This window comes from Ruegeria sp. CDSC085 (assembly GCF_059610465.1).
Genome location: NZ_JBXWNR010000005.1, coordinates 70446 through 94886, shown reverse-complemented (window position 1 = coordinate 94886; position 24441 = coordinate 70446). Strand labels below are relative to the sequence as shown.

General features: G+C 56.9%; 21 protein-coding genes. 8 read left to right on the top strand and 13 right to left on the bottom strand.

All coding sequences use genetic code 11. The features are described 5' to 3' along the window. Window positions 1–94: 94 nt before the first annotated feature. Complete coding sequence (locus AC2FJB_RS09850; RefSeq protein WP_496670795.1) at window positions 95–886, top strand: FAD binding domain-containing protein; 792 nt, start codon at window positions 95–97, stop codon at window positions 884–886. 46 nt (window positions 887–932) lie between these two features. Here AC2FJB_RS09850 and AC2FJB_RS09845 read toward each other — a convergent pair whose 3' ends face one another. The 4 genes from AC2FJB_RS09845 to AC2FJB_RS09830 all read right to left on the bottom strand — a co-directional run bounded on the left by AC2FJB_RS09845 (window position 933) and on the right by AC2FJB_RS09830 (window position 7469). Then, window positions 933–1820 (bottom strand): FAD:protein FMN transferase, encoded by an 888-nt coding sequence (locus tag AC2FJB_RS09845; RefSeq protein ID WP_496718189.1) that lies wholly within the window; start codon window positions 1818–1820, stop codon window positions 933–935. Beyond that, a complete protein-coding gene (locus AC2FJB_RS09840; protein WP_496718188.1) occupies window positions 1817–3856 on the bottom strand; it encodes a 4Fe-4S binding protein in 2040 nt (679 codons plus the stop codon). The genes AC2FJB_RS09845 and AC2FJB_RS09840 overlap by 4 nt, the downstream gene beginning before the upstream one ends. A 417-nt stretch (window positions 3857–4273) precedes the next feature. Then, on the bottom strand, window positions 4274–6100 hold the full coding sequence (locus AC2FJB_RS09835; protein WP_299898243.1) for a BCCT family transporter: 1827 nt from the start codon (window positions 6098–6100) through the stop codon (window positions 4274–4276). Between the two features lie 424 nt (window positions 6101–6524). Then, the gene (locus tag AC2FJB_RS09830) at window positions 6525–7469 is read right to left on the bottom strand and encodes a PDR/VanB family oxidoreductase (RefSeq protein WP_496718187.1); all 945 of its coding nucleotides are present in this window, start codon (window positions 7467–7469) and stop codon (window positions 6525–6527) included. 140 nt (window positions 7470–7609) lie between these two features. Here AC2FJB_RS09830 and AC2FJB_RS09825 point away from each other — a divergent pair, with 140 nt between their 5' ends. The 4 genes from AC2FJB_RS09825 (at window position 7610) to AC2FJB_RS09810 (ending at window position 11302) form a co-directional block, all read left to right on the top strand. Further along, complete coding sequence (locus AC2FJB_RS09825; protein WP_496670807.1) at window positions 7610–8515, top strand: LysR substrate-binding domain-containing protein; 906 nt, start codon at window positions 7610–7612, stop codon at window positions 8513–8515. A gap of 102 nt (window positions 8516–8617) precedes the next feature. Then, complete coding sequence (locus AC2FJB_RS09820; RefSeq protein WP_496718186.1) at window positions 8618–9775, top strand: aromatic ring-hydroxylating oxygenase subunit alpha; 1158 nt, start codon at window positions 8618–8620, stop codon at window positions 9773–9775. A 210-nt stretch (window positions 9776–9985) separates the two neighbouring features. After that, on the top strand, window positions 9986–10225 hold the full coding sequence (locus tag AC2FJB_RS09815) for a hypothetical protein (RefSeq protein ID WP_496718184.1): 240 nt from the start codon (window positions 9986–9988) through the stop codon (window positions 10223–10225). 45 nt (window positions 10226–10270) lie between these two features. Further along, window positions 10271–11302, top strand: coding sequence for a GlxA family transcriptional regulator (locus AC2FJB_RS09810; RefSeq protein WP_496718183.1), 1032 nt, complete (start codon window positions 10271–10273; stop codon window positions 11300–11302). Here AC2FJB_RS09810 and AC2FJB_RS09805 read toward each other — a convergent pair. From AC2FJB_RS09805 to AC2FJB_RS09765, 9 genes are all read right to left on the bottom strand, one after another. Beyond that, entirely contained in the window at window positions 11261–11824 is a 564-nt protein-coding gene (locus AC2FJB_RS09805; RefSeq protein ID WP_496718181.1) for a sarcosine oxidase subunit gamma, read from the bottom strand. The two genes, AC2FJB_RS09810 and AC2FJB_RS09805, sit on opposite strands and share 42 nt — an antisense overlap. Beyond that, window positions 11817–14771 (bottom strand): sarcosine oxidase subunit alpha family protein, encoded by a 2955-nt coding sequence (locus AC2FJB_RS09800; protein WP_496718180.1) that lies wholly within the window; start codon window positions 14769–14771, stop codon window positions 11817–11819. The genes AC2FJB_RS09805 and AC2FJB_RS09800 overlap by 8 nt, the downstream gene beginning before the upstream one ends. After that, a complete protein-coding gene (locus AC2FJB_RS09795; protein WP_496718179.1) occupies window positions 14768–15055 on the bottom strand; it encodes a sarcosine oxidase subunit delta in 288 nt (95 codons plus the stop codon). Before AC2FJB_RS09795 ends, AC2FJB_RS09800 begins: the two co-directional genes overlap by 4 nt. A gap of 12 nt (window positions 15056–15067) precedes the next feature. Continuing rightward, a complete protein-coding gene (locus AC2FJB_RS09790; RefSeq protein WP_496670820.1) occupies window positions 15068–16318 on the bottom strand; it encodes a sarcosine oxidase subunit beta family protein in 1251 nt (416 codons plus the stop codon). A gap of 288 nt (window positions 16319–16606) precedes the next feature. After that, window positions 16607–17851, bottom strand: a complete 1245-nt coding sequence (locus AC2FJB_RS09785) for a molybdopterin molybdotransferase MoeA (protein ID WP_496718177.1) — start codon at window positions 17849–17851, stop codon at window positions 16607–16609. Between the two features lie 238 nt (window positions 17852–18089). Then, entirely contained in the window at window positions 18090–18239 is a 150-nt protein-coding gene (locus AC2FJB_RS09780; protein WP_496718173.1) for a hypothetical protein, read from the bottom strand. A 183-nt stretch (window positions 18240–18422) separates the two neighbouring features. After that, complete coding sequence (locus tag AC2FJB_RS09775) at window positions 18423–19853, bottom strand: NAD-dependent succinate-semialdehyde dehydrogenase (protein ID WP_496718172.1); 1431 nt, start codon at window positions 19851–19853, stop codon at window positions 18423–18425. Window positions 19854–19934: 81 nt separating this feature from the next. Beyond that, on the bottom strand, window positions 19935–20900 hold the full coding sequence (locus tag AC2FJB_RS09770; protein WP_496718171.1) for a LysR substrate-binding domain-containing protein: 966 nt from the start codon (window positions 20898–20900) through the stop codon (window positions 19935–19937). A gap of 2 nt (window positions 20901–20902) precedes the next feature. Further along, entirely contained in the window at window positions 20903–21676 is a 774-nt protein-coding gene (locus AC2FJB_RS09765; RefSeq protein ID WP_496718170.1) for an aspartate dehydrogenase, read from the bottom strand. A gap of 147 nt (window positions 21677–21823) precedes the next feature. Between AC2FJB_RS09765 and AC2FJB_RS09760 the strand changes: the two genes are divergently transcribed. The 3 genes from AC2FJB_RS09760 to AC2FJB_RS09750 all read left to right on the top strand — a co-directional run bounded on the left by AC2FJB_RS09760 (window position 21824) and on the right by AC2FJB_RS09750 (window position 24423). Next, entirely contained in the window at window positions 21824–22777 is a 954-nt protein-coding gene (locus AC2FJB_RS09760; protein WP_496718168.1) for a dihydrodipicolinate synthase family protein, read from the top strand. Window positions 22778–22882: 105 nt separating this feature from the next. Continuing rightward, entirely contained in the window at window positions 22883–23425 is a 543-nt protein-coding gene (locus tag AC2FJB_RS09755; RefSeq protein ID WP_117873423.1) for a 3-hydroxyanthranilate 3,4-dioxygenase, read from the top strand. A 23-nt stretch (window positions 23426–23448) separates the two neighbouring features. After that, window positions 23449–24423, top strand: a complete 975-nt coding sequence (locus tag AC2FJB_RS09750) for a TRAP transporter substrate-binding protein (protein WP_496718166.1) — start codon at window positions 23449–23451, stop codon at window positions 24421–24423. Window positions 24424–24441: the final 18 nt, after the last annotated feature.

Below are 24441 nucleotides of genomic sequence, written 5' to 3'. Positions count from 1 at the left end.
AGGAGAGGGCGGACCGGGGGCCAGCCCCCGGACCCCCGAGATATTTTTAGCCAGATGAAGGGCGGATCCGCGCCTTTCGGAAAGGAAAAACGAAATGTACAGTTTCGAGTTTGAGAAACCCTCGACCATTGCTGATGCGGTTGCCGCACTGACGGCCGAAGATGCGCAGGCGTTGGGAGGCGGACAGACGCTGATCCCCACGTTGAAGCAACGGTTGGCGGCCCCCTCCAAGTTGGTGTCGATGAGCGGAATTCCCGAGATGCAAGGCGTTTGCGTCGAGGATGATGGATCGGTGTCGATCGGTGGGGCGACATCGCACGCCGTGGTGGCTCGCGAGGCTGCAGGAGTGCATCCTGCGCTTGCCGCGCTGGCCGGTCAGATTGGCGATCCGGCGGTGCGCAATCGCGGGACCATTGGCGGTTCGGTTGCCAACAATGACCCTGCGGCCTGTTATCCTGCAGGCGTGTTGGGATCAGGGGCAACTGTTGTGACCAATACACGCCAGATCGCAGCCGATGACTATTTCCAGGGAATGTTCACGACCGCGCTGGATGAAGGAGAGATCATCACGTCGATCCGTTTCCCGGTACCGCAAGCGGCGAGCTATCAAAAGTTTCTGCAGCCGGCGTCGCGTTTTGCGCTTGTCGGGGTCTACCTGGCCCGCTTCGCAGACGGAGTACGCGTCGCTGTAACCGGCGCGAGCGAGGACGGAGTTTTCCGGTGGTCCGAGGCTGAACAGGCGCTGAACAAAGAATTTCGCCCTGATGCCCTTATGGACCTGCGCGTGAACCCAGCAAACATGATTGCGGATCTGCATGGGAGCAAAGAATACCGAGCACATCTCGTTTCGGTCCTGACCAAACGCGCGGTTGCAGACTGCCTATAATCCACTCTCAAAGAACTCGAAAAGCCTCGGTGTAATCCGGGGCTTTTTATCCTTGCAGCGTGACCACTTTTCCACTGGGGCGAACACAGATCGCGATGTAATCGCCGGCTGCTCGCGTGAGGGTCGCTGCAATTTCAGACTCTGAGGCGTAACAGAATGCTGTTGAAAGCGCATCTGCTGCCGCAGCATCCGGCGCCTGGATACTGACCGTTGACCAAAGCGGTGCGTATTCGCCCATCGGGTCGATGATGTGAGCGCCTCCAGACCGCAGGCGCATGACGCCGGGACTGGACGTAGCGATGGCGCGATCTTTCAAATGCGTTACTTCGACAAGTCCGTGCACTGGATCCGAGACGCCCAGCAGCCACTGACGACCACTTGCATAATACTCTCCGATATTGACCAAGACCTTTTCCCACCCGGCCTTGCGCAAGGCGTGTACGACCAGATCGGTGGCGAAACCTTGAGCGATTCCATTCAGGGTAAGCGCTTGACCTTGACCCAGCTGCACTCGGTTCTTGGATAGACGTACGCGATCCCATCCAATCAGCGCTCGAGCGTTTTGAACTTCTTTCACTGAAGTCACTTGCCAAAGTGGCTGAACCGTCGGATCAAAGCGACCATTCGTGAGGTCGTAAGCCGCATTGCACGCTTGCAAGAGAGACACGAAAGCGGGATCGGGACTTTTGAGATGCCCTGTTCGGTTGAGTTCAGATAGGGCGGAGTCCGGGCGGTAAAGGCTGAACAACGTTTCGCATTTTTCCAAAATGGATCGCAGACTGGCAATGGCGTGTTTTGCCTCCACAGGGTCGGCATCCAGTGTAAGACCGATTTCGGCCCCCATGGCGTAGCCCCGCCAACGGGTAGGCAGCGTATGAGATGGAGATGCCAATGCAGCAGCCGAAATGGCCAGAAAGCGGCGGCGATTGATCATTCGGCAGCGACCTCTCTTGTGCGACGACGAGCCGCGACGATCAGAGGAACACAGCGGTTGCGGTCATCGTGTATGGCGACGCAGTCGAGACACTGAAAACACTCATCATACTGGATTTGACCGGTTTGCTTGATCGCGCCATATTTACATTTGACCTTGCACAGCTGACAGGGTGACCCGCATTCGGCACGGCGCTCGATCCAGTCGCGGCCGCGAAGCAATCCGCCTAGCGCAAGGAACGCGCCCAAAGGGCAGACATATCGGCAAAAGCCCTTGAACAAAACCATACTCAATACCAGCCAGAAGACGGCGTAGGCGACGTAATACCATTCCCGGACAAAGAATGTCGTAATTGCCGTTTTGAATGGCTCAACCTCTGCCGCTTTGTCGACCTGATCAGGCACAGCAAGCACAACCAACAGCAACGCCATCAGAACCGCGTATTTTAGCCACTTCAAACGGTTGTCCCATTTTGGCGTCGGTTCGATTTGACGTATGCGCAGAGCTTTGCCGAGATGATGCGCGAATTCCTGAAGAGCGCCGAAAGGGCAGAGCCACCCGCAAAACAATCCCCTGCCCCATACGATCAGACCTGCAAGTGTCACCATCCAGATCAGCAACGAGAACGGATCATAGAGCAGGAAGGTAAAACTACCGCCGTCCAGGGTAGTGCGCAAAGCTCCTAAAACCGTGACGATCGACAATTGCCCCTGGCCCCACCAACCAACGAAGACCGTGACAAAGGCCAGAACAGCAAGACGTATGGGAGTAAACAGTGGCTGGGCGGCCAAAGCATTCATTCGCAGTGCCAAACCGGCCAACAGAACAGTCAGAAACAGGCTCAGAATGATCAGATCGGATTGGCGATTTCGCAGCGCTTCAAGCCAGGGCGGTGCCGGTGCAATCTGCTCTGGTCGATCAAAGAACCTCTCAGGAGTGACGTGTGCAACCTCCAAAGTGACAGAACCAGTTTCAGGCTGGAACATGCCATGTTCGCGAACCGAAAGAACCTTTAGCACCCATTCCCGGGAAGGGTCGAAGCCCAAGCGCCGGTCAGTGCGCAAGATCATGGCGACACCATCGGGTATGTCGTCGGCCAACTCGACCAACAGATCAGCGTCCCGCAGACCGACAGGCAAACCGCCCTGTTCTGCCGAAACCCAGTCGGGTGATGTATTGCGGACGAAATCTTCGCTGACCAAACCATGGCGTGCCGTTTCGATCACAAGGATCGGTTCGTCATTTTCCGAGATTTCCATGAAGCGCTGTAACTCTTCATAACTGTCTTGGGACAAGACAGCGCGAGCGATGGACTTCGGACCCACGTCTACAACCCAGAGGTCCAGATAAGGGTCGTCGGGGCTGTCCTGCGCCTCGGGATCGTCATCTTCCCACAGGGTGCCATCGAACAGAGCGTCAACTTCCGCATTTGTGTAAACCTTGCGTGTCGCGATGCCTTGACCGACCAGGTCCTGCCAGTTGAGTTCCTCTTCATAATCTGGATTCGGAAATGCAGGCGGTGCGCTTGCCAATCCCTGCATTTTCTCGCGCGCGACGGCCAAAGCCGCGCCCATGACGGTTTCATGCGCGATCCGCACACTTGCTGTCGCCTTTGTAACCCCGTCCAAATAGACCAATGAGGATCCGTGTGCTGCATCGCCGTACGGGTTTCCGACAACGATCGAATCCGATATCGAAAGGCCCCCATATTGTTCGAAAAATTTATGGAACGGGGCCTCTCCCAGCCCTGAGACAAATATCGGCTCGTTATGTTCGATCAACTGCACGTCCAGAAAACGCCCTTCAAGATCCAGCACGATCAGAATATTGATCGGCGCGCCGGAAAAACCGGGTAGCGGTACTAAAGGTTCCGATTCAAAGACGTATCCCGCTTCGGCCCCACCCGAGTTCAGCAGGCTGTAGACGCCGTTTTCGTTCAACGCCTCTCCCAAAGAGAACGGCGCACGGATGTAGGGCTCCATATCTTCACACGACAATGGTTCGGCCAAAACCGCCAGGCTGCTGAACAGCAGCATCAGACTTCCCAGGAGCACGCGCATGGTCGAAAGACTAACTTTCCGTCCCGCAATGGGACATTCGACGAAAGTCCTAAGTGCCTGCGCGGCCACCCTCGGGCAGCCCTGCGTTCAATGCTGGTCGTTAAAGCGATTGGTTACCGCAGCCCTGCCAAAGTTGCGAGCACAAGGAACCCAACTTCAGCAGGTGTCTCCGGCCCCGGTCGGCAAAAAAGTCACCACGGCACCAAGAGCTAACAAAAGCTCCGGATATGCAGCTGTCCGATGAAGAGCTGAACTTGGTTCACAGCTCAGTCCAGCACATCTTCGACCTCGGGGTGATATTGGGTTTTTCACTTCAAAGGCTACGCTCTGCCAAAAAAATAACAGGCCGCCCGGTTAGGACGGCCTGACCCGGTTTTTTCTTAAGCCTATGCCTTACTCGGCTGCCTGTGTGCTGCTGGCAGAGTGCTTGTCACGCTGACTGTCGCGGAACAGCGCTTTGGCCAGCGATACGCACATCAGGCCCATCACCATTGTGAACGGAAGCGCACCGATGATCATGGCATTGCGCAGCGCGTCCATCGGGTTGTTTTCACCCGCCGCTAGGATCAGCGCGCCGATCACTGCCGTCAGGATCACACCCCAGATGATGCGGTGCTTGACACCGGTTTCCTGGCTACCACCCGACATGATGGTGTTCATGACCAGAATGCCCGAGTCCGCCGACGTCACCAGGAAGGTCATGATCAGGATCACGCACATGACGTTCAGCATGGACAGCAGTCCACCGTCGATCATGTAGGACAGGGTTACGAACAGCTTGTTGGTGTTCGATGCACCGATGATCGCACCTTCCGCGGCGCCTGCCAGTTCCAGATCGATCGCAGTGCCGCCCAGAACGGTCATCCAGGCAAAGCACACCAGCGCCGGTGCGAACACGCAGCCCAGGATGAACTCGCGAACGCTGCGACCCTTGGAGATGCGCGCCAGAAACAGGCCCACGAAGGGCGAGAATGCGATCCACCATGCCCAGTAGAAGGTGGTCCAGCCTGCCTGCCAGCCAAACTGACGTCCTTGCTCACCCGCAGCATATGCCGCGGCCAAGGTTGCTTCGTCCAACTCGGCTGCCGCACCTTCCAGACCGCTTTTGAAGCCGTCAAAACTGCCCCATGCGTTGGTCGCGCCCCCCATCAGGTCTGCGGCGTGTGCTTGCGCTTCAGCCGGCAGGGCCGCTGCGAATGCTTCGGCCGACAGCGGGCCATAGGCATTAAAGCTGAGCGACAGGAACTGCAGGATATAATCGACCATCGCAGTTCCGTAGGTGGTCAAGGCAAAGACAAACGAACCGAAGACCACGAAAGTGCCCAGCAAGATGATCGACAGCACCAAGTTCAGGTTCGACAGGTACTTAACACCACGGCCGACACCGGAAACAGCCGAAATGATCGACAGGCACATGATGACCACCAAACCTGAGATCAGACCAACCTTGCTGGGGGTCGGCACCTCTCCGCCCAGATCCATGATCCACTGCATACCAGTGATGGCATAGAGGCCGTCGATGAACTGGCTGACGCCAAAACCGATGGTTACGGACACGCCGAGGATCGTTGCAACAACGCCCAAAACGTCGACCACATGGCCGAAAAAGCCGTTGACGAAACGACCAAACAGCGGAGTCAACGCCGAGCGGATCGTCAGAGGCATGTCGCGTGTATAAGCGTAGTAGGCCAGGGACAGACCAGTCACCACGTAGATTGCCCAGGCGTGGAAGCCATAATGCAGGAAAGTGAAACGGTAGGCCGATTGCAGTGCTTCGGGCGTGTTACCTTCGACATCACCAGAAACGACAACCGGATTCGAGCCCCAAAGACCCAGCGGTTCTGCTGTCGCAAAGACCATGAGACCGACACCCAGACCGGCACCGAACATCATAGAAAACCATGAGAAGTTGGAAAACTCAGGCTTTTCCCCTGGCGTTCCCATGACCCGACGACCCGTGGAAGGAATAATCGCAACAACGGCAAGGAAAAGGAAGAAAAACCCGACAATGATGATGTAGAAGCTGTTGAAGACTTCAAGCAACTGGCTATTCAGGCTTCCCAGTGTGCTGTTTGCATTCGCAGGGAAAACCAGGGCCCAAAGGACCAGCCCGACCATGATGGCCTTACTGATCAGGGCAATTGGGACGCTGTAGTTTTCATAGAATCCGGAATTAGCCGTTTCTATTTCAACGTCCGTGAAAGGTTCAGGTATCGACATATCGCGCGTTCCTCCTTGAGTGTCGTTTTTTGTTCTTTAGAAAATAGTGCTGGAAGACACCGAGCTGCACGGTGTGGACCATCATGCACGATGCACAAACTGATGATGAGTTGTGTTCAGCCCAGGTGTGGGCTTGCAGTAAAAACGCGTGCTCCCATTACGTTCCTTACTGCAGATCTCCTCCCGATTATTCGCTGCCAGCCGACATCCCTGGTCCTAGTGATAAGTCAGCATGTCTTTAAACATGATCGCAGCGTCGTAAGTGGTTATTGGGCTTCCAACTGCGAAACACCTATAGCATGGGTTAAGTGTTCTAATTTGAAAATCCGACACTTCGATTACGTGAAACGACTATAAAACTCCCTCGTTTTCTATGTTAGCGAGAACAGTGCGATGCTATGAATTGCGGTGGTTATCATACTGTCTATAGCTTCAGGACCAGTTTCTCGGACTTGGCCCGCGATACACAGGTGCACAGGAACTCGTGGCTTTCCTGTTCTTGCGGTGTGAGTATTCCGTCGCGGTGGTCGACCTTTCCTGACACCACGTCAACGATGCAGGACCCGCACAACCCTTCGGAACAGCCGAAATCGACCTGCACGCCGTTGTTTTGCAATACTTCGAGAATGGTCTCCTCTTTGCCGACCGGGTAGATCGCGCCGGTTGACTGAATTTCGACCTGGAATTCGGCGTTTGTGTCGTGCTCGATATCAGATGCGGCTGCAAATCTTTCAAAATGGATTGCACCGCCGCGCAAGGATGCACTTGCTTCAAGAACAGCATTCAGCATCGGTTCAGGTCCGCAGGTATACACATCCGCACCCATCGGCATCGATTGCATGACCGATGCCAAATCAAACTGACCGTCGGTGTCATCGCAGTGCAAATGATACCATTCATCCAATCCAAGCGTTCGGAACTGCGCATCCATCGCGGCATATTCCCTTGACCGTACCAGGTAATAGACCCGAAAATCCTGCCCTCGGTTCATCAATTCCCGCGCCATTGCCACCAGCGGCGTCGCCCCAATGCCGCCTGCAATCAACGTGACGTGCCGATCATGGCTTTCGAGTTTGAAGTGATTTCGCGGCCCGCCGATTTCGACTATCGACCCATCTTGCAACGCGTGCATCGCCACCGAGCCGCCACGCCCTGCGTCGTCACGTTTGACGGCGACATTGATCAAGCGACCGTCTTGGCTCCAGCTCCACAGTGAATACTGCCGCACCAGATCATCGGCCAGATGAACATCGACATGTGCCCCGGGTTGAAGGCCCGTGAAGCGGCCGTTTTCGACCTCAAAGCAAAAATCGGACGTGTCCGGGCTCAGCTGTGTTTTGCGCACGAGGCGAGCAACTTGTGTATCCATCACACGTCCTGTTCGTTCTTGATCGAATTCGATCCTGTACCAGACGGCAAACAGCAGGAAAAAACATAGATTTCAATTGCAAATTTTCTCACATTCGGATGAATGGAACTCACCTCTTTCCCTTGAGTAACGCAGCAGCCATGTCACGACGCCACTACAATCTTCCTCCGCTCACGACATTGTCGGCCTTTGAGGCCGCTGCCCGGCATCTCAGCTTCAAAGAAGCTGCAGGTGAACTGTCCGTTACGCCGGGTGCTGTCAGCCACCAGATAAAAGCGCTGGAAGGCGAATTGGGTTCAGCGTTGTTTGTCAGAAAGCACCGGGGCGTGGAACTGACCGAGGATGGTCAGGACCTGTTCGAAGTTCTCGGTTCGTCGTTCCGGCAGGTATCGAAGGTGCTTGAAAAGATACGAAGCGGTGATTCAGAGAATCCGGTGACGGTCGGGTCCACTACCGCTGTGGCGGCATTGTGGCTTTCTCCTTCGGTCATCCGGTTCTGGCAGGACTATCCGTACGTCAAAGTGAACCAGATGGCGCAGGACAAGCCATTCTCGGACAGACCGGATATCGACTTTTTCATCCGCTACGGCCGTGACGTGAACTCGCAGCTGAACCATACCAAACTGTACCGTGATACTTTGACGCCAGTCTGCAGCCCCGAGATGGCCTTGGAACTGAAGGGGGCAAGCCTGGAAGATCTGGTCGAGCGTCGCCTGATCCACCTTGAAACGCAGGACAACACCTGGACCACCTGGCCATCTTGGTTTCACGACGTTGGATATACCGGAGTTGTACCGGTGCAGTCGCGCGTGAACAGCTATGCGTTGGCGTTGCAGTTGGCCCGCAAAGGGGCTGGACTTGCATTGGGGTGGAAACGCTTGATCCAACCCATGTTGACCTCGGGAAAACTTGTTGCGCTGGAAGAATTCAGCATACCCGCCCCAAACAATTTTTATCTCGTCGGTCGCCCGGACGACCAACTGACAGAAGGTGCCCTGGCCTTGAAAAACTGGTTGCTGGATGAATTGTCCGGGAGTTCGGTTTAGTTTGCCTCAATCGGTCATTAGGTTTTTTGATATTGAATGAAGCTGGCTCGACCGGCCAATGGGGTAACGTTTAACGCATTCCGAATTACTCAGGAGCAACCGATGAACAAGCATTCAAGGCTTTCGTCTGTTCTGACCCCGGTAAACACCGCCAAGGGTCTGCCGAACGAGCATTATGTCGATCCCGCTGTCTTCGCCGAGGAACGGGATGCGGTCCTGTTTGCGAACTGGTCGGGCATCGGTTTCGGCAAGGACATTCCCGAAGCGGGTGATGCCTATCCGATCGACTTTCTTGGCACGCCGCTTCTGATGGTGCGCGACCGTGACGGACAGATCGGTGTTTTCCAGAACACCTGTCGTCATCGCGGAATGATTTTGGTCGACAAGCCGCAGAAAATCCGTGGCGCGATCCGTTGCCCCTATCACAGCTGGTGCTATGGCCTGAATGGCGAGTTGCGCACTGCGCCGCATGTCGGCGGCCCCGGACGGAACACGCATGAAGATCTGGACTTCGCCGAACTGGGCCTGATCCGCATTCGTTCTTATGTCTGGCGTGACGTTATCTTCGTCAATGTGGATGGCAACGCCCCGGAATTCGAAGAGGTCCATGGCGAGTTGATGGAACGCTGGAAAGAATTCGATCAGCCGATGTATCATGGCGGTGCCGGCGCGTCTGTCCGGCTGGAGCTGGAGTCGAACTGGAAACTGGCGGTCGAGAACTTCTGCGAAAGCTATCACTTGCCTTGGGTTCACCCGGGTCTTAACAGCTATTCGCGCCTGGAAGACCACTATAACATCAATGAACTGGGCAAGTATTCGGGTCAGGGCACTTATGTTTATCGTCAGTTCGAAGGTCAGAACGGCGAGAAACTGGATGACTTCCAGAACCTGAGCGAACAGTGGCACGAAGGTGCGGAATACATCGTCGTGTACCCAAACACCCTGCTGGGTGTTCAGCGCGACCATGGCTTTGCCTTCATCATCGATCCGATCACCCATGAGAGGTCGAATGAGAGGATAGAGCTGTACTACACCAAAAAACCGGAAGACGCACCCGAGCACGAAGCGTTGCGCGCAAAGAACGCGCAGCTTTGGAAAACAGTTTTCGAAGAGGATGTGTTCGTGGTTGAGGGCATGCAGAAGGGCCGTCATGGTGTCAAATTCGACGGCGGCCGCTTCTCGCCTGCGATGGATGGTCCAACGCATTGTTTTCACCACTGGGTGGCAACGCAGATCGAACAGGCCCGCAAAGAGGCATAGGCGACTTTCTACAGTACAGTCTGGCCCGATCCCAGGTGGTGGCGCACATGCCGAGGGCGGGTCAGATCTCTAACAGCAAGTGTTTGCTGGCGAACTCTCGACCCTGTTTGGTGGCGTTGGAAAATCCGGTTTCAGGCGCGAGAAAGGACTGAAAGCGTTGTATAAATACATGCGCACCAAAAACATCGCGATATCGCTGAAAGGCTGACCTTGGATTTTCAAGAACTCGATGACCAACTGCTGCAAGCCCATGCGGATAGCGATCTGCCGGCGCTGATCCGACTGTACCACGAGGCGGCCAGCCAGGCCGAACAACGTCAGGATCATGACGCGGCCTGTTTCTATCTGACACATGCGTTCGTATTTGCACTGGAATACGGAGCCCCCGAAGCGGATGAACTGAACCGCAAACTATACGAACGCGGTCGCGCCCATCGTTTGGCGTTCTGATTAAACCGGTATAACTGGGTTATTGCGGTGGCAAAGAGACAAAGCATGACTCATTTCACATTTCTATGCCTTGAAGACTTCCCGGTTGCTGCCCTGTCCATGGCCATTGACCCGTTACGCGTGGCCAATGAGATCAGCCGCAGGGATGGTCTTGGCTGGACCGTCGTATCAGAAGATGGGCAACCGGTCATGTCCAGCTCACGCCTCAGCTTCAATCCCGACAAGGCATTGTCCGAGGTGGATGAGACAGATGTGGTATTGGTCTTTGCCGGGGCGTCAACCCGGTTCAGGGATCGCAAGGCGTCAGGCGGAGCGCTGCGGCGGCTTTTGTCCCATGGCGTGCGGATCGGTTCCGTCAGCGGTTCACTTTTTGCGCTGGCGGAAGAGAGGTTCTTCGATGGTTACAGCTGTAGCGCGCATTTCTGCTATACCGCTGCTTTGAAAGAACAATTTGACAGAGTGACCCTGTGTGACACGCTCTATACCATAGATCGCAACCGAATGTCGTTTGCCGGAACTTCGGCGGTGTTTGAATTTATGCTGGGCGTAATTTCGGATGAGGTATCCGATGCGGTTGCCGTCGAAACGGCCTGCTGGTTTCAATACGCGACTTTGCGCGATGCAGGTACTTTGCAGGTTCTGCCGGGGTATAGCAAAGATCAAACCCGGAATGGCCTGCCACGCCCGGTTCGGCGGGCCATCGAGCTGTTTGCAAACAATGTCGAAAACAAGATCTCAATCGAGCAGGTCTCGAAACTCGTTGGTATGTCCATGCGGCAATTGGAACGGCATTTCAAAAAAGAAACCGGAATCAGCCCCGGTGGGTATTATCGCAGATTGCGGCTGGATGCGGCGCGGCAGAAGCTGCTTTATACCGACCAGTCCCTGCAGGAAATCGCGCTGTCGGTCGGGTATGACAGCGCCAGTTCATTCTCAAGCAATTACCGGCGGGAATTCGGCCTGCCTCCAACACAAGAGCGCAAGGAAAGAAGCCGCGGTGCAAGACACGCGGCCTTGTCCTTTGGTCAACGTCCGTCAAAGGGCTTTGGCCACCTCGGTCAGCATGTGGTGAACTGAAATCGCGTAGCTGCGTGGCGCGTAGATCGAGAAATCCGTTCCTGCCTCATTACAACGCAACAGGCATCCCACATGATGGATTGCAGTGCGGTTGAAGGCTCCGGCCTGCATCTGCTCGACATCCAGAACCGTCAAGCGTTGCAGTAGGTCGATGGCACCCTGCCCGGTTGTGTCGATGCGTGTAAACACGTCCGACTGATCGGTCACGGACGCTATGCCAGCGAACTCGACCGCCATCCTCCGGGCCAGCTCCAATGGGCCTGTGTATGTTTCTTCGCACAGGTACTGATCCGGGCCCAACCAGTGCAGACTATTGGTTTCGCCCTGTTCCCATTGCCCCGCGTCAGGCGCCGGGATTCCACAAACGGTTTGAAGCCTGGCCTTCACAGCCTCTTCTTGTCCCAGTCTGGCCGAAACGGATGCCAGTGCCACATCCTCTCGTTCCTGAAAGGTCAGAGGTCCGACCACGTCCCGTTTTGGTTCGGTGCCGCCAATGGCGGTCTTGGCAACAAAATCACGCACGGAGCCGTTCTCCTTCGGGGTCAACGAAATGCGCGCTGACAAGCGTCGCTTTGATGTTGGTGTCATCCACCGGGCTGACAATCTGCACGGTGTCGCCCAATCGCTGCGCCCCGCGTTTTACAAAGGCCAGGCCGATGCTGCTGGACAGGTGCGGCGAATAGGCAGCCGAAGTGACATAGCCCAAATCATTTTCCGGCAGGTGTGGCGCACCGTCGTCAAACACATGGCCGCCTGCCAGCACGGTATCGGCGTTTCTGACCGGCTGGATGCCGACCAAAGCCCGACCATCCGGGTCTGAAAGAGCCTCTCGCCCGCTGAGGGTCGCACCGATACTGTCCTTCTTGGTTGAGACCATGCGCCCCATGCCCAGATTGTGGGCGCTGGTGGTTCCGTTCAGTTCGTTTCCGGTGGCGTGCCCCTTTTCAATCCGCAGAACGCCAAGCGCTTCGGTACCATACGGGGTTACGCCCAAGGGTTCTCCAAGCGCCATCAAATGTCGGATCAGCGCGTCACCGTACCGGGTTGGCACAGCCAGTTCATAGGCCAGTTCGCCCGAGAACGAGATGCGGAACAACCGCGCCGGGATACCCCCGGCAATGGTCACCTCTCGACACGCCATAAAGGGAAAACCTTCGTTGCTGATGTCATAGCCGTCATCAACGACCTTTTGCAGCAACTCACGGGATTTCGGGCCCGCTATGGCATATTGTGCCCAGGCGTCGGTGGTCGAGATCATCTGCACATCCATGTCCGGAAACAGGCATTGATGCACGAACTCCATGTGGCGATAGACACCAACCGCGTTTGCGGTTGTGGTGGTGACCACAAAGTGATCCTCGGCCAGGCGGGCGGCGGTGCCGTCATCCATGGCTATGCCGTCTTCGCGCAACATCAGGCCATAGCGGGTTTTGCCCACCGGCAGTTTGGCGAAGCCGTTACAATAGATCTTGTTTAAGAACTCTGCCGCATCCGCGCCCTGCACGTCGATTTTGCCCAGCGTGGTCACGTCGCAAACGCCGACACCGTTGCGTACTGCCAGAACCTCGCGGTCCACCGACTCGCGCCAATGGGTTTCACCAGCCTTGGGGAACCACTGCGCACGCAACCAAGGGCCCACCTCGACGAATACCGCGCCCTGTTCTTCAGCCCATTGGTGGCTGGGCGTCAGTCGCGTAGGTTTGAACTCTTTCCCGACCGAGCGCCCGGCCCAGGCGCCCATCGCCACAGGCGTGTAAGGTGGCCGGAAGATGGTTGTGCCGGTTTCGGGAATGCTCTTGCCGGTGATCTCGGCTATCACGGCCAGCGCGCCGACATTCGCGGTTTTGCCCTGATCGGTCGCCATGCCAAGAGTTGTATAGCGTTTCAGATGCTCGACACTGCGAAACCCTTCCTGTTCGGCCAGTTTGACGTCCTTTACGGTCACGTCATTCTGGAAATCCAGCCAGGCGCGGCCTTTGCCGGGCACGTTCCAGAACGGGGTGATACGGATCGCATCATCCTCAGCTTCCGGCAGGTCGACCGGGCAGGCCGTGATCCCCAATCCGTCCAGCGCCGCAAGTGCCGCATTGGTGCCCGAGGCGATCGCCCCGTGGCTGGTCAGGTTGCCAGCGGCGGCACCGGCGACAACCATACCCTTCGGCAACTCGGCCGGCGGGATGAAGGCTGCAAGCGGTTCGAACCATTGCGGGCGACCGCGTTGGTGGCATGTCAGTTGCACATTCGGGTTCCATCCACCCGAAACGCCCAGACCGCTGACCTCAATCGGGCGGGTCTGACCATCGGCCATCTGCACGGTGATCGATTTCAGCCCCAGACGCCCCTGCGCGCCGATGACTTGCGCACCCGCCAGCAATTCACATTCGGCGATGCGCGGAGCATCGCGGCGCGGGTCGATAACAGCGACAACCTTGATCCCGGCTTTGATCAGATCCTGCGCGGCGCGGTGTCCTTCATCGTTGTTGGTGAAGATCGCCACGCGCTTGCCCGGTGTCACAGCCCAGCGGTTTGCATAGGCCCGCATCGCGCCCGCCAGCATTATGCCCGGTCGGTCGTTGTTTTCGAAAGCAATCGGACGTTCGGTAGAGCCGGCACAAAGCACCGAGTGCTTCGCGTAAATGCGCCACAGAATCTGGCGTGGTTTCCCCGCTTCGGGCACTGCAAGGTGATCCGAGACCCGCTCAAGCGCGCCGTGAATGCCGTGATCATAGGTGCCGAACACAGTGGTGCGCGTCAGAAGGCGCACATTGTCCATCGACGCCAGCTCTCCCAGTGTCTGCGCGACCCAATCCGCATTCGAAATGCCCTCGAACCGGTCACAGTCAGACAACAGACGCCCACCCATCCGGCTGTCCTCGTCGGCCAGAATGACCCGCGCGCCAGACCGCGCCGCCGTCAAGGCTGCGATCAGGCCAGAAGGACCGGCTCCGATAACCAGTACGTCGCAATGCAAATAGCCTTTGTCGTAGATGTCCGGGTCAGCTTCTTTCGTCAGGTTGCCCAGACCGGCCGCCTTGCGGATCATCGGCTCATAGAGCTTTTCCCAGAACGCCTTGGGCCACATGAAGGTCTTGTAATAGAAACCCGCCGTCAAAAACGGTGAGAACCGGTCATTGATTGACAGCGCGTCGAAGGCGAGCGAGGGCCAGCGGTTCTGCGATTTCGCCTCGAGCCCGTCGAACAATTCAATTGTGGTCGCGCGTGTGTTCGGTTCCTGCCGGTTGCCTGTGCGCAGCTCAACCAGCGCGTTGGGTTCTTCCGAGCCCGAGGCCAGCACACCGCGTGGGCGGTGGTATTTGAACGAGCGGCCAACCAACCGTACGTCATTGGCCAGCAGAGCCGAGGCCAGCGTGTCGCCCTGATAACCTTCGTAGGATCTGCCATCGAAGGTAAAGCGCAGCTTTTTGGACCGGTCGATCAGACCGCCCTGCAAACGACTGTTCTGGGTCATTTTCCCCGCCCCGTCTTGCGGGCTACATCCCGCGCCAGTTCTGTTGCCAGAATTTCATGGGTCAGCGTGTTGCGTGTCACAACAAGCCACGAGCGGTCGCCCTGCTCGTGAAACCACAACTCACTATGGGTTCCTGCGGGGTTGTCGCGCAGGTAGAGATAGTCGTGAAACTCTGCGGCAGCCGAGTCTGATTGCCAGTCGGGCCGATTGATCAGGCTCGCGTCACCCAGATAGGTGAATTCGGATGCGTCTCGCGGGCCAAGCAATGGATGATTTATGATCATGTCCGGGCCTCCTCAGTGCAGGTTGGGCTGTGCGCCCACGCCTTTTTCGTCAATCATCCGTCCGGTTTTGAACCGGTCCAGACGATAGGCAGTTGCAACTTCATGCGGTCGGTCGGTGGCCATAAGATGCGCGAAACAAAAACCCGATGCTGGCGTTGCCTTGAAACCGCCGTAGCACCAGCCACCATTGAAATAGAGCCCGTCAATTCCGGTGTGATCTATGAACGGCGAGCCATCCATCGACATATCCATCACACCGCCCCACATCCGCAGCAGGCGCGCGCGGCCAATCATCGGCATCAGGGACATGCCACCTTCGGCCACATCCTCAACCACAGGCAGGTTGCCGCGTTGGGCGTAGGTGTTATAGCCATCGATATCGCCACCAAAGACCAGCCCGCCCTTGTCCGATTGGCTGACATAGAAATGTCCGGCGCCATAAGTTATCACCCCGTCAAGAACCGGTTTCAGCCCTTCGGTCACAAAGGCCTGTAGCACGTGGCTTTCGATCGGCAGACGCATTCCCGCCTGAGCCATCACGCGGCCGGAAGAACCGGCCACCGCCACGCCCACTTTCTTGGCGCCGATATATCCCCGTGTGGTTTCAACACCCAGCAGTTTTCCGTTTTCGATGCGGAACCCGGTGACTTCGCAATTCTGGATGATGTCGACACCCCGTTGATCCGCGGCACGGGCATAGCCCCAGGCCACACCGTCATGACGCGCCGTGCCGCCACGACGGTGCAAAAGACCGCCCTTGATCGGAAAACGTGCATCGTCAAAGTTCAGGAACGGATACATCGCGCGAACGCCGTCCGTATCCAGAAGTTCGGCCCCAGAACCGGTGAACATCATTGCATTGCCACGGCGGCGATACGCGTCTCGCTGCGCATCCGTGTGACAAAGGTTCAGAATACCGCGCTGGCTGACCATCGCATTGTAGTTCAGGTCCTGCTCCAGGTTCTCCCACAGTTTCAGCGACAGTTCATAGAAAGGCTGGTTGCCCTCCAACAGGTAATTGGCGCGAATGATCGTCGTGTTCCGCCCCACGTTACCGCCGCCGATCCAGCCTTTTTCCAGAACGGCCACTCTTGCGGCGTTGTGTTCCTTGGCCAGATAGTATGCCGTAGCAAGGCCATGACCGCCGCCGCCAATCACGATGAAGTCATAGCTTGATTGAGGTTCGGGATCGCGCCATGCCGGTGTCCAGCCCCGGTGCCCGTTCAAAACCTGCCGCATGATCGCGAGTGCCGAATACCGCATATGGATGAGTCCTTAACCCTTTGTGCGTCGATGCATCTTGAGCCACCTGAACGGACTCAGTCACGGCGTAATCCGTCACGGAGTTTATCAGTTGCGACAATTTTCAGGCTCGTGTTCGGATAGACTGTTGGACGACTGAGCAAATTACCAATGCATGGGTGACGGGCCCGTGCAGCCATCGCGCGAAGATCAACGTTCCATGCGAAGCCGCCCGGCCATCGTCCGGTTGTCTTCCGTGATTGCGGGGTTGCTGTTACAACGCCAAAGGCACCGCCGCGTGTGAGGGGATCAGAACCGCAACAATTCAAGCGTATGCCCTGCGGGCAGGTCCTCGGCCTCTGCCGGTATGGTCACCAACCCGTCTGCCTGCGCCAGCAAAGCCACACGGCCACTGTAGGATGGTGCCATCAGGCGCAACCTCAGAAGGCCATCCGGCGAGGAGCCGTCAATCTGGACCGGTCGATATTCCTGCCGACCCGCGTGACGCTGCAAGGGTTCGGCCAGCACCGCCTGAACAGGTGTCTGAGGCATGTGACGCAGACCCGCGCGGCGCGCCATCATCTGTGATCCGATTATCTGCCATGTCACGTAAGCCGAAACCGGGTTGCCTGGCAGACCAACATAGAGAGCACGTCCGCGCCGCCCGAACATGACCGGTTTCCCTGGCTTCATCGCGACTTTCATGACATCGGTTTCGCCGCCGATCTCGCTGAACAGTCGGGGCATGTGATCTTCATCCCCTACGGACACTCCCCCGGTTGTAACGATCAGATCCGAGGTATCGCATGCCTCGCGCAGAACCCGTCCAAGACGGGCCGGGTCATCTTCGACCGGCCCCCGGTCGTTCAGTTCGATCCAGGGTTTTTGCAACAACGCCAGCAGCATATAACGGTTCGAGTTGTAGATTTGGCCGAGGCCAAGGGGTTCGCCCGGTTGGCGCAGCTCGCTACCTGTCGAAAAGATCGTAACCTTCAGTTTTCGGAACACCAAGACCTCGCCGTACCCGGCGGATGCCAGGGCTGCCACCTCACGCGGTCCAATTTCGCAGCCGCGCTGCAGGATCGGACCCCCAGCAAGAAGATCTTCCCCCGCACGCCGGATATTCTGGCCGGGTTTGGGGCGGCGGCTGAATCGAACCCTGTCGATCACGAGATCGCAATCTTCCTGCATCAGCACAGCATCGAAGTCAGGCGGCACAGGAGCCCCCGTAAAGATGCGCAAAGCGCTGCCTTCGGGTGCATCATGGTCGCCGGGGTCGCCCGCAGCCACGCGTCCGGCCACGGGAAGTTCGAATACCGGTCCGTCGCCCAGATCTCTGGTGCGGATGGCATAGCCATCCATGGCAGAGTTGTCGAAGGCGGGCATGTCGACCTTACTGGTGCAATCCTCGGCCAGAACCCGGCCTATCGCCTGTTTCAGCGGCAAAGTCTCGGTTTCAGTAAGAGGATCGGCCACAGAAAGACCGCGCTCAAGGGCGTGATCTACACTCAAATACACGTTGGCCTGGCGGTCACATGCACATCCATCAGCCATGTTGATCCTCCAAATATGCAAAGAAGTCTTGGAGCCCTGTAGCCCCGGCAGGGATTTGCGGTGACCTCAGCTCAAACCGAAAGGCGAGGATTGGTGTGTCCGCCTTCGGGTCGATGCTCTGATGTATTGCAACGGCCTCGGAGATAACCTTGGCCGATGCAGCGTGGGCAAAGACCCAGAGTCCGGCAAAGATTGCTGCAGTTAGTTTCAACGAAGCATTCATCTGTCCCTCCGGAGTTCAGGCCGCCCGGCAGAAATCCCCCAGCAGGTCAGCCAGAACGCTGATCACCACCGGCAAAAGGGAGCGATGGTTATTGTCGCACAGTCCGGCCAGAAATTCCCGGCCAATGGACATCACGTCAGGCGTACTGTCATTGACATAGGTCATGACCCGCCGTTCGGGGCCTTTGTCAGCAAAGGCACTATGGCCGCCTCTGCTGCTTCCACAGGTTCTGAAATCACAACCGAAGCCGCGCACTGTTCGTTGCGTTGCCCTTTGGTCGGTTTCGAAAGAAAAAAGCCTGGCACGGCCATGAAAAAGTGAACGAGCACGAGGATCGGGATCTCTTTTTCAGATGATCTTAGCCGAATGCCAGACGTTCTTGACCGTCATGTAATTCTCAAGGCCTTCGGTTCCGCCTTCCCGACCATAGCCGCTGGATTTCACGCCCCCAAAGGGTGTTTCAGGCATGGATGCTTCAAGTGTGTTGATCGACAGATTGCCGACCTCGACCTCGTCGATCAGACGGTCGATGTAATCCGCCCGGTTGGTGAAAGCGTATCCGGCCAGACCGTAGGGAACTGAATTCGCCAGATCGATTGCCTCATCCAGCGAAGCCACCGAATTGATCACGGCAACCGGTCCAAACGGCTCCTCGCGCATGATCCGCGCCGTTTCGGGAACGTTCAATAGCACCGTGGGTTCAAAGAAATATCCCCGTTCACCAAGCCGCGATCCGCCGGTGGCAAGCGTTGCCCCCTGTGCCACCGCGTCTTCAACCAGTTCTGTCAAAGCCGGCACGCGCCGGTCGTTGGCCGTTGGGCCCATTTCAACCGTTGCTTCAAGCCCATTGCCGACGACTGTGGCTTTAGCCCGCGCGGTAAACCCAGCCGCATAGGCGTCAAATATACTCTCATGTGCGAAAAAACGGGTTGGCGACGTGCAGACCTGACCGGTATTGCGCGTTTTGCGCACCGCGCTTGAAACAGCCGCTGATTGCACATCCGTATCTTCGCAAACAATGACCGGCGCGTGGCCGCCCAACTCCATAAGCACTCGGGTGTCATGCCGGGCCGCCAAAGTGGTCAAATGGCGCCCAACGGTTGTCGAGCCTGTGAAGGCTACCAAGCGAACGGGGTCCTGCGGGGTCAGGTGGCCGGATATCTCGGACGGTTCACCGAACACCAAATTCAGAACCCCCGGAGGCAGACCGGCATCTTCGAACGCTTTTGCTATGTGTAAAGCTCCGGCTGGCGTTTCTTCCGCAGCCTTCAGGATCACCGAACAGCCAGAGGCCAAAGCACCGGCGATTTTCCGGGCAGGTTGGCTCATGGGGAAGTTCCACGGCGAGAACGCGGCGACAACGCCAACAGGCTGGTGATGAACTGCAAACTTGTGACCCTGAGCTGCCGGAATGATCCTCCCATAGGTCCGCATCGCCTCGCCCGCATCCCATTCAAAGAACTCGGCACCGCGAATGACCTCCAGCCGGGCCTGCTTTAGGGGTTTGCCATGTTCCAGAGTGATGGAATGCGCGATTTCTTCCTGTCGCTGACGCATGAGGGCTGCCGCCCGCAGGATCGTATCCGCACGCTCACGCGGCGGTGTACGGCGCCACAGTCGAAAGCCTTCGACGGCCGCTTGCAGCGCGTCGTCCAGGTCTTTCACCGATGCGCAAGGCAATCGACCGAGTTCTTCCTCGGTCGCCGGGTTGACAACCGGGATATCGCGACCGGTTTTTCGCCACGTGCCGCCGATGAAAAGCTTGAGCTCTGGATACATGAAATCGGGGCCTCCATTTGCCTTGATTTTTGATCGCTCGATGCCTCGTATTACTTCAAGCGCATTGCGCGAATACGGATATCAATTTGGCGAATATCTGGTCTGTCTGCTCTGCGCCGCGCGATGCAGAGCTGTTTTGAAAGCTCGCCCCGCAGGCGACAGATCGTCGTCCGCACGGAAGGACACACCTATTGGCCCTTGCCCAAACGGAACCACCCAGGCGAGCTGGGCAAGATGCCCGTTTTCGATATCCTGGGCGACGACCTCGGCAGGCATTAGGCCGATCAGGTCACGTGATTGCAGCAGCGCCCGGTTCGTCAGATAGGACACGGAATCAATCGCGACCGGTGGCACATATTGCTGCTGACCGACAAAAAAATGATCCGCCTGACGTCGCAAAGTTGTCTCTTGCGGGGGGAGGATCCAGCCAAACGGTTTGGTTTGCGCAAAGGTCACGGCGTCCCGGCCCGCCAGTGGGTGCCGAGGGCCGACAATGGCCAATATCCGATCCTCGAACAGTTTTTCCTGCCGAATCTTGTCACGATGCCGGTGCGACGGCAGACGTCCTACAACCATGTCGATCTCACCCGACAGAAGCCGAGGCATAAGTACCTCGCTGGTCCCTTCGCTGATCTTGACCGCGACGTTCGGGCGGTCTTCCAGCAGCAGTTCAATGGCGGCAGGCAACAGGCTGGTGGACGCCGCAAGCAACGTGCCCACCACGACACGGCCGGAGTTTCCTTCGTTCAGATCGTCCAGTTCCTGCGCGGCATTTGAAACCTGAGCAAATATCAGTTTCCCGTGACGTATGAGAGTTTCGCCAAAAACGGTTGGCACAACGCCTCGATTGGTGCGTGTGAACAGTTTGACTTCAAAGTCCAGTTCAAGATCCTGAATCATCTTGGTTGCTGCTGGTTGAGATATTCCCAACTCCCGCGCGGCATTCTGAATGTTTCCATGCGCGCCCACCGCGACCAGCAGACGCAGTTGTCGCAGTTTCAGACGGGTCAAGGCGCGGTCCACGATGCGAGAATGACGCCCCACCATGGCTACAGCACAATCGGCTTGCAAAGCTGATCCAGCTTGGACAGCACGCTCATGGCCGCAAGCGCCGAGCTTCGCGGGTTGTCGGGCAGCGCGGTTCCGCTGATCCTAAACTGAAAAGTGCCAAAATCACCTTCGGCCTCGACCTCGTGAATGTTCTTGTGGATCGTCGGATCGGCGATCAGACGAACCTGTGTGCTGTCGAATCCCACACCCGCCAAGGCGACGGCAGCGGCGACATTTGCGTTCTTGGGGTAAGCCAGAGCCGCCTCTCGCGCGGAACCCTGAAAATGAGTTTCAGCCGCGGTGATACTGCTGAGGTCAAGACTGTGTTCAGCAAGTGATCCTTTCCACCCCGCCGGCGGCTTGCGCCCCACATATGTAACGGATTTGAGCGGACCGACCGCTGCGGCGCTGAGGCAGTCCAGCCCGCCTATGGCGCCGCTTGCCAGATGCATCCGCGCCCCACCCTTTCGCGCGGCCCTGTCCAGCCGGTCACTGACCTGCTGATCCGCAAGTGCCCCGGCAGAGACACTGATGATATCCAGCCCTCGCGCCAAAATTTCCGGACCCAACCCGGCCAATGCCTCGTGCCCCGCGCAATCCAGAACCACTTCGATTCCAGCCGGCAGGTCATCAACCGAACCGACTGACATAGGCGATTTGGGATCAACGCGCTGTGGCCTGACCAGAATGGCCGCCAAATCATGCCCATGTTCTGGCAACATGCGCTGCACATATTGCGCGATTGCGCCGGTTCCAATGACTGCGATCTTCATGTCTGGACCCTAGACCAGCATTAAAAAAATCTGAATTGGTAAGTTGGTGGTATATGTTTTTCAGATAGCCATTTCTCCGAAATAGCGCTGGATCGACCCGCTCAGTGTGCTTTTCTTCATATCAATGCCACTGGGACCACGCTGAAAATGAAGTACTCAAAACACGACGCGAAGGCCTATGCCCGCGAACATATGACTGGGATATGGGCAGCTGCATTGAACCCGTTCAATGATGACCTGTCTCTGGATGAATCGGGACTGCGCGCCAACATCCGCCATTGGATCGATGACCTGGACATCCAGGGCCTGTTCGTCGCCGGCAAACAGGGCGAATTTTTTTCAATGAGCATCGAAGAGCGCAAGCGTAACTTCGAAATCGCGGTCGACGAATGCGCAGGCGAAGCCGGTGTAATCGTCTCGGTCTCGGACCAGAACATGAATACGGCGTTGGACCTGGCGCATTACGCCCAGAATTGCGGTGCAGATTACATCGTTCTTCACGCCCCGGTTCTGAGTTTCGTACAGGATCGTGGCGAGGTCTTGTATCAGTACTACAAGCGCTTCTGCGAAGAGCTGGATATCGGCATCGCCATGTGGAGCCATCCTGACAGCGGCTATTTGATGCAACCTGAAGAATGCGCCCGCATTGCTGATTTGCCGAATATCGTGGCCATTAAGTATTCGGTTCCGCGTGAGATGTACGTGAAGCTGACCCATATGGTGGGCGACAGGATCCACGTCTCGACTTCGGCCGAACATGAATGGCTGGACAACATACTGGAACTGGACTGGAAGCTGTATCTCTGCTCCTCTCCGCCCTACCAACTGCAAAGCACGGTCGATCGGAGAATGAACGAATACACACGTCTGGCCTTTGCGGGACAGGCGGATGAAGCGCGGCGTGTCTTTGACAGTCTGAACCCAGTCCGCAATGCGATGAAACGCGCCCGTCCTGCGGGCAAACCCACTGCATTCGGGAAATACTGGCAAGAGTTGCTGGGTCAGGTCGGTGGCCGTGTACGCCCGCCGATGCTGGAACTGAACGACGCGGAAAAAGCGATCATTCGCAAAGCATTTGATGAAAGCGGGCTGCGCGTCTGAGCCGGGTGATGCCTAGCAGTATAAGGAAATCGGATAGCGAGATGCTGATAATTTCTTTGCGGTTATGGAAAAACGCGCCAAACTTTCCAGGATAGGGAGTGGGACATGTCAAAACTGAAAGCGTTCAACTTTAAGGCCTGGATCGACGAGCATCGCCATCTGCTCAAGCCGCCCGTAGGGAATCGTCAGGTTTGGGAAAATGCCGATCTGATGGTTACCGTTGTAGGTGGGCCAAACAAGCGAACCGATTACCACGATGATCCGGTTGAAGAATTCTTCTACCAGCTTGAAGGCGACATGGTGCTGAAAATCTATGACGGAGAGGAGTTCTATGATGTTCCGATCCGTGAAGGTGAAGTTTTCCTGCTGCCTCCGCATGTGCGCCATTCACCACAGCGCCCTCAGGAAGGCTCGATCGGGCTTGTAATTGAACCCAAGCGCCAGACCGGAGAGCTGGACGCCATCGAATGGTATTGTTTCGAATGCGGATCACTGGTGCATCGTGCAGAAATGCAGCTAAAGTCCATCGTTGATGACCTGCCTCCGGTTTATCAGAAGTTCTATGCCTCGGAACAAGACCGCACCTGCCCCAATTGTCAGGCTGTGCACCCGGGAAAGGAACCGCCCGAGGGCTGGGTCACGTTGTAAAACAAGATCAAACAGGGGAAGTAATGAGACATTTCGCAAAAATCGCCGCCTCTGCGGCTGCGTTGGCACTGTCGTCCGTGGCCATTCACGCCGAAGAGTTTCGGTTGGGTCTGATCACGCCGCCACCGCATATCTGGACCAAAGCCGCCGAGTCGTTCGGGGCTGAGTTGAATGAGGCCAGTGGCGGCGCACATTCGGTATCGGTTTTCCCGGCCCGCCAGTTGGGCAATGAGGCCGAAATGCTGCAACAATTGCAGACCGGCGCGCTGGACATGGCCTTCATGACGGTGGCCGAGGTTTCCAACCGTGCGCCTGAATTGGGGGCGTTTTATGCGCCCTATCTGGCAGATGACATTGGGCACGCAGGGCGCATTCTGCGGTCTGACACCGCCAAATACATGCTGGAACCATTGCCAGGGCAGGTAGGTGTCGTTGGACTGGGATATGGGATGGCCGGATTGCGTCAGATCGTAAGCCGTGGCGAGGTCTCATCCGCCGAAGACTTGTCGGGCCTTAAACTGCGGATCACGCCCTTCACACCGATCCTGGATTTCTACAACGCGGTGGGCGCAGCACCCACGCCCATGCCCTTGCCTGCCGTCTATGATGCGCTGGCCAATGGTCAGGTCGACGCCATAGACATGGACGCCGAGCTGATCTGGGTACTGAAATATTATGAACACGCCGACACGATCGTGCAGTCAGATCACATGATGTTCCCAATGGTCGGTCTGGTTTCGGCCAAGGTCTGGGCTGGTTTGTCCGAAGAAGACCGCGCGATGATTGCGGAACTTATGGCCAAGCATGTCGACAGCACCATTGATGCTTACGTTGAAAACGATGCCAAATGGCTGGAGCAGATCGAAGGAACAGGCAAGGCTTACAAAAAGGTCGACGCCTCGTTCTTCGGCGACGCCATCGAGGAATGGAATGCGATTTGGTCCCAGAAGACCTCTTCCCTTGACGCTTTGCGGCAGACTGCGGCAGAAACAAAATAACGAAAACGACATGACGAA

Bases quoted from the DNA above. Each gene is read 5' to 3' on its own strand.
- AC2FJB_RS09830 (WP_496718187.1), bottom strand. From the start codon at position 7,469: ATGGATACACAAGTTGCTCGCCTCGTGCGCAAAACACAGCTGAGCCCG.
- AC2FJB_RS09820 (WP_496718186.1), top strand. From the start codon at position 8,618: ATGAACAAGCATTCAAGGCTTTCGTCTGTTCTGACCCCGGTAAACACC.
- AC2FJB_RS09755 (WP_117873423.1), top strand. From the start codon at position 22,883: ATGTCAAAACTGAAAGCGTTCAACTTTAAGGCCTGGATCGACGAGCAT.
- AC2FJB_RS09765 (WP_496718170.1), bottom strand. From the start codon at position 21,676: ATGAAGATCGCAGTCATTGGAACCGGCGCAATCGCGCAATATGTGCAG.
- AC2FJB_RS09760 (WP_496718168.1), top strand. From the start codon at position 21,824: ATGAAGTACTCAAAACACGACGCGAAGGCCTATGCCCGCGAACATATG.
- AC2FJB_RS09775 (WP_496718172.1), bottom strand. From the start codon at position 19,853: ATGTATCCAGAGCTCAAGCTTTTCATCGGCGGCACGTGGCGAAAAACC.
- AC2FJB_RS09770 (WP_496718171.1), bottom strand. From the start codon at position 20,900: ATGGTGGGGCGTCATTCTCGCATCGTGGACCGCGCCTTGACCCGTCTG.
- AC2FJB_RS09790 (WP_496670820.1), bottom strand. From the start codon at position 16,318: ATGCGGTATTCGGCACTCGCGATCATGCGGCAGGTTTTGAACGGGCAC.
- AC2FJB_RS09825 (WP_496670807.1), top strand. From the start codon at position 7,610: ATGTCACGACGCCACTACAATCTTCCTCCGCTCACGACATTGTCGGCC.
- AC2FJB_RS09840 (WP_496718188.1), bottom strand. From the start codon at position 3,856: ATGCTGCTGTTCAGCAGCCTGGCGGTTTTGGCCGAACCATTGTCGTGT.
- AC2FJB_RS09785 (WP_496718177.1), bottom strand. From the start codon at position 17,851: ATGGCTGATGGATGTGCATGTGACCGCCAGGCCAACGTGTATTTGAGT.
- AC2FJB_RS09800 (WP_496718180.1), bottom strand. From the start codon at position 14,771: ATGACCCAGAACAGTCGTTTGCAGGGCGGTCTGATCGACCGGTCCAAA.
- AC2FJB_RS09780 (WP_496718173.1), bottom strand. From the start codon at position 18,239: ATGACCTATGTCAATGACAGTACGCCTGACGTGATGTCCATTGGCCGG.
- AC2FJB_RS09810 (WP_496718183.1), top strand. From the start codon at position 10,271: ATGACTCATTTCACATTTCTATGCCTTGAAGACTTCCCGGTTGCTGCC.
- AC2FJB_RS09850 (WP_496670795.1), top strand. From the start codon at position 95: ATGTACAGTTTCGAGTTTGAGAAACCCTCGACCATTGCTGATGCGGTT.
- AC2FJB_RS09750 (WP_496718166.1), top strand. From the start codon at position 23,449: ATGAGACATTTCGCAAAAATCGCCGCCTCTGCGGCTGCGTTGGCACTG.
- AC2FJB_RS09845 (WP_496718189.1), bottom strand. From the start codon at position 1,820: ATGATCAATCGCCGCCGCTTTCTGGCCATTTCGGCTGCTGCATTGGCA.
- AC2FJB_RS09835 (WP_299898243.1), bottom strand. From the start codon at position 6,100: ATGTCGATACCTGAACCTTTCACGGACGTTGAAATAGAAACGGCTAAT.
- AC2FJB_RS09795 (WP_496718179.1), bottom strand. From the start codon at position 15,055: ATGATCATAAATCATCCATTGCTTGGCCCGCGAGACGCATCCGAATTC.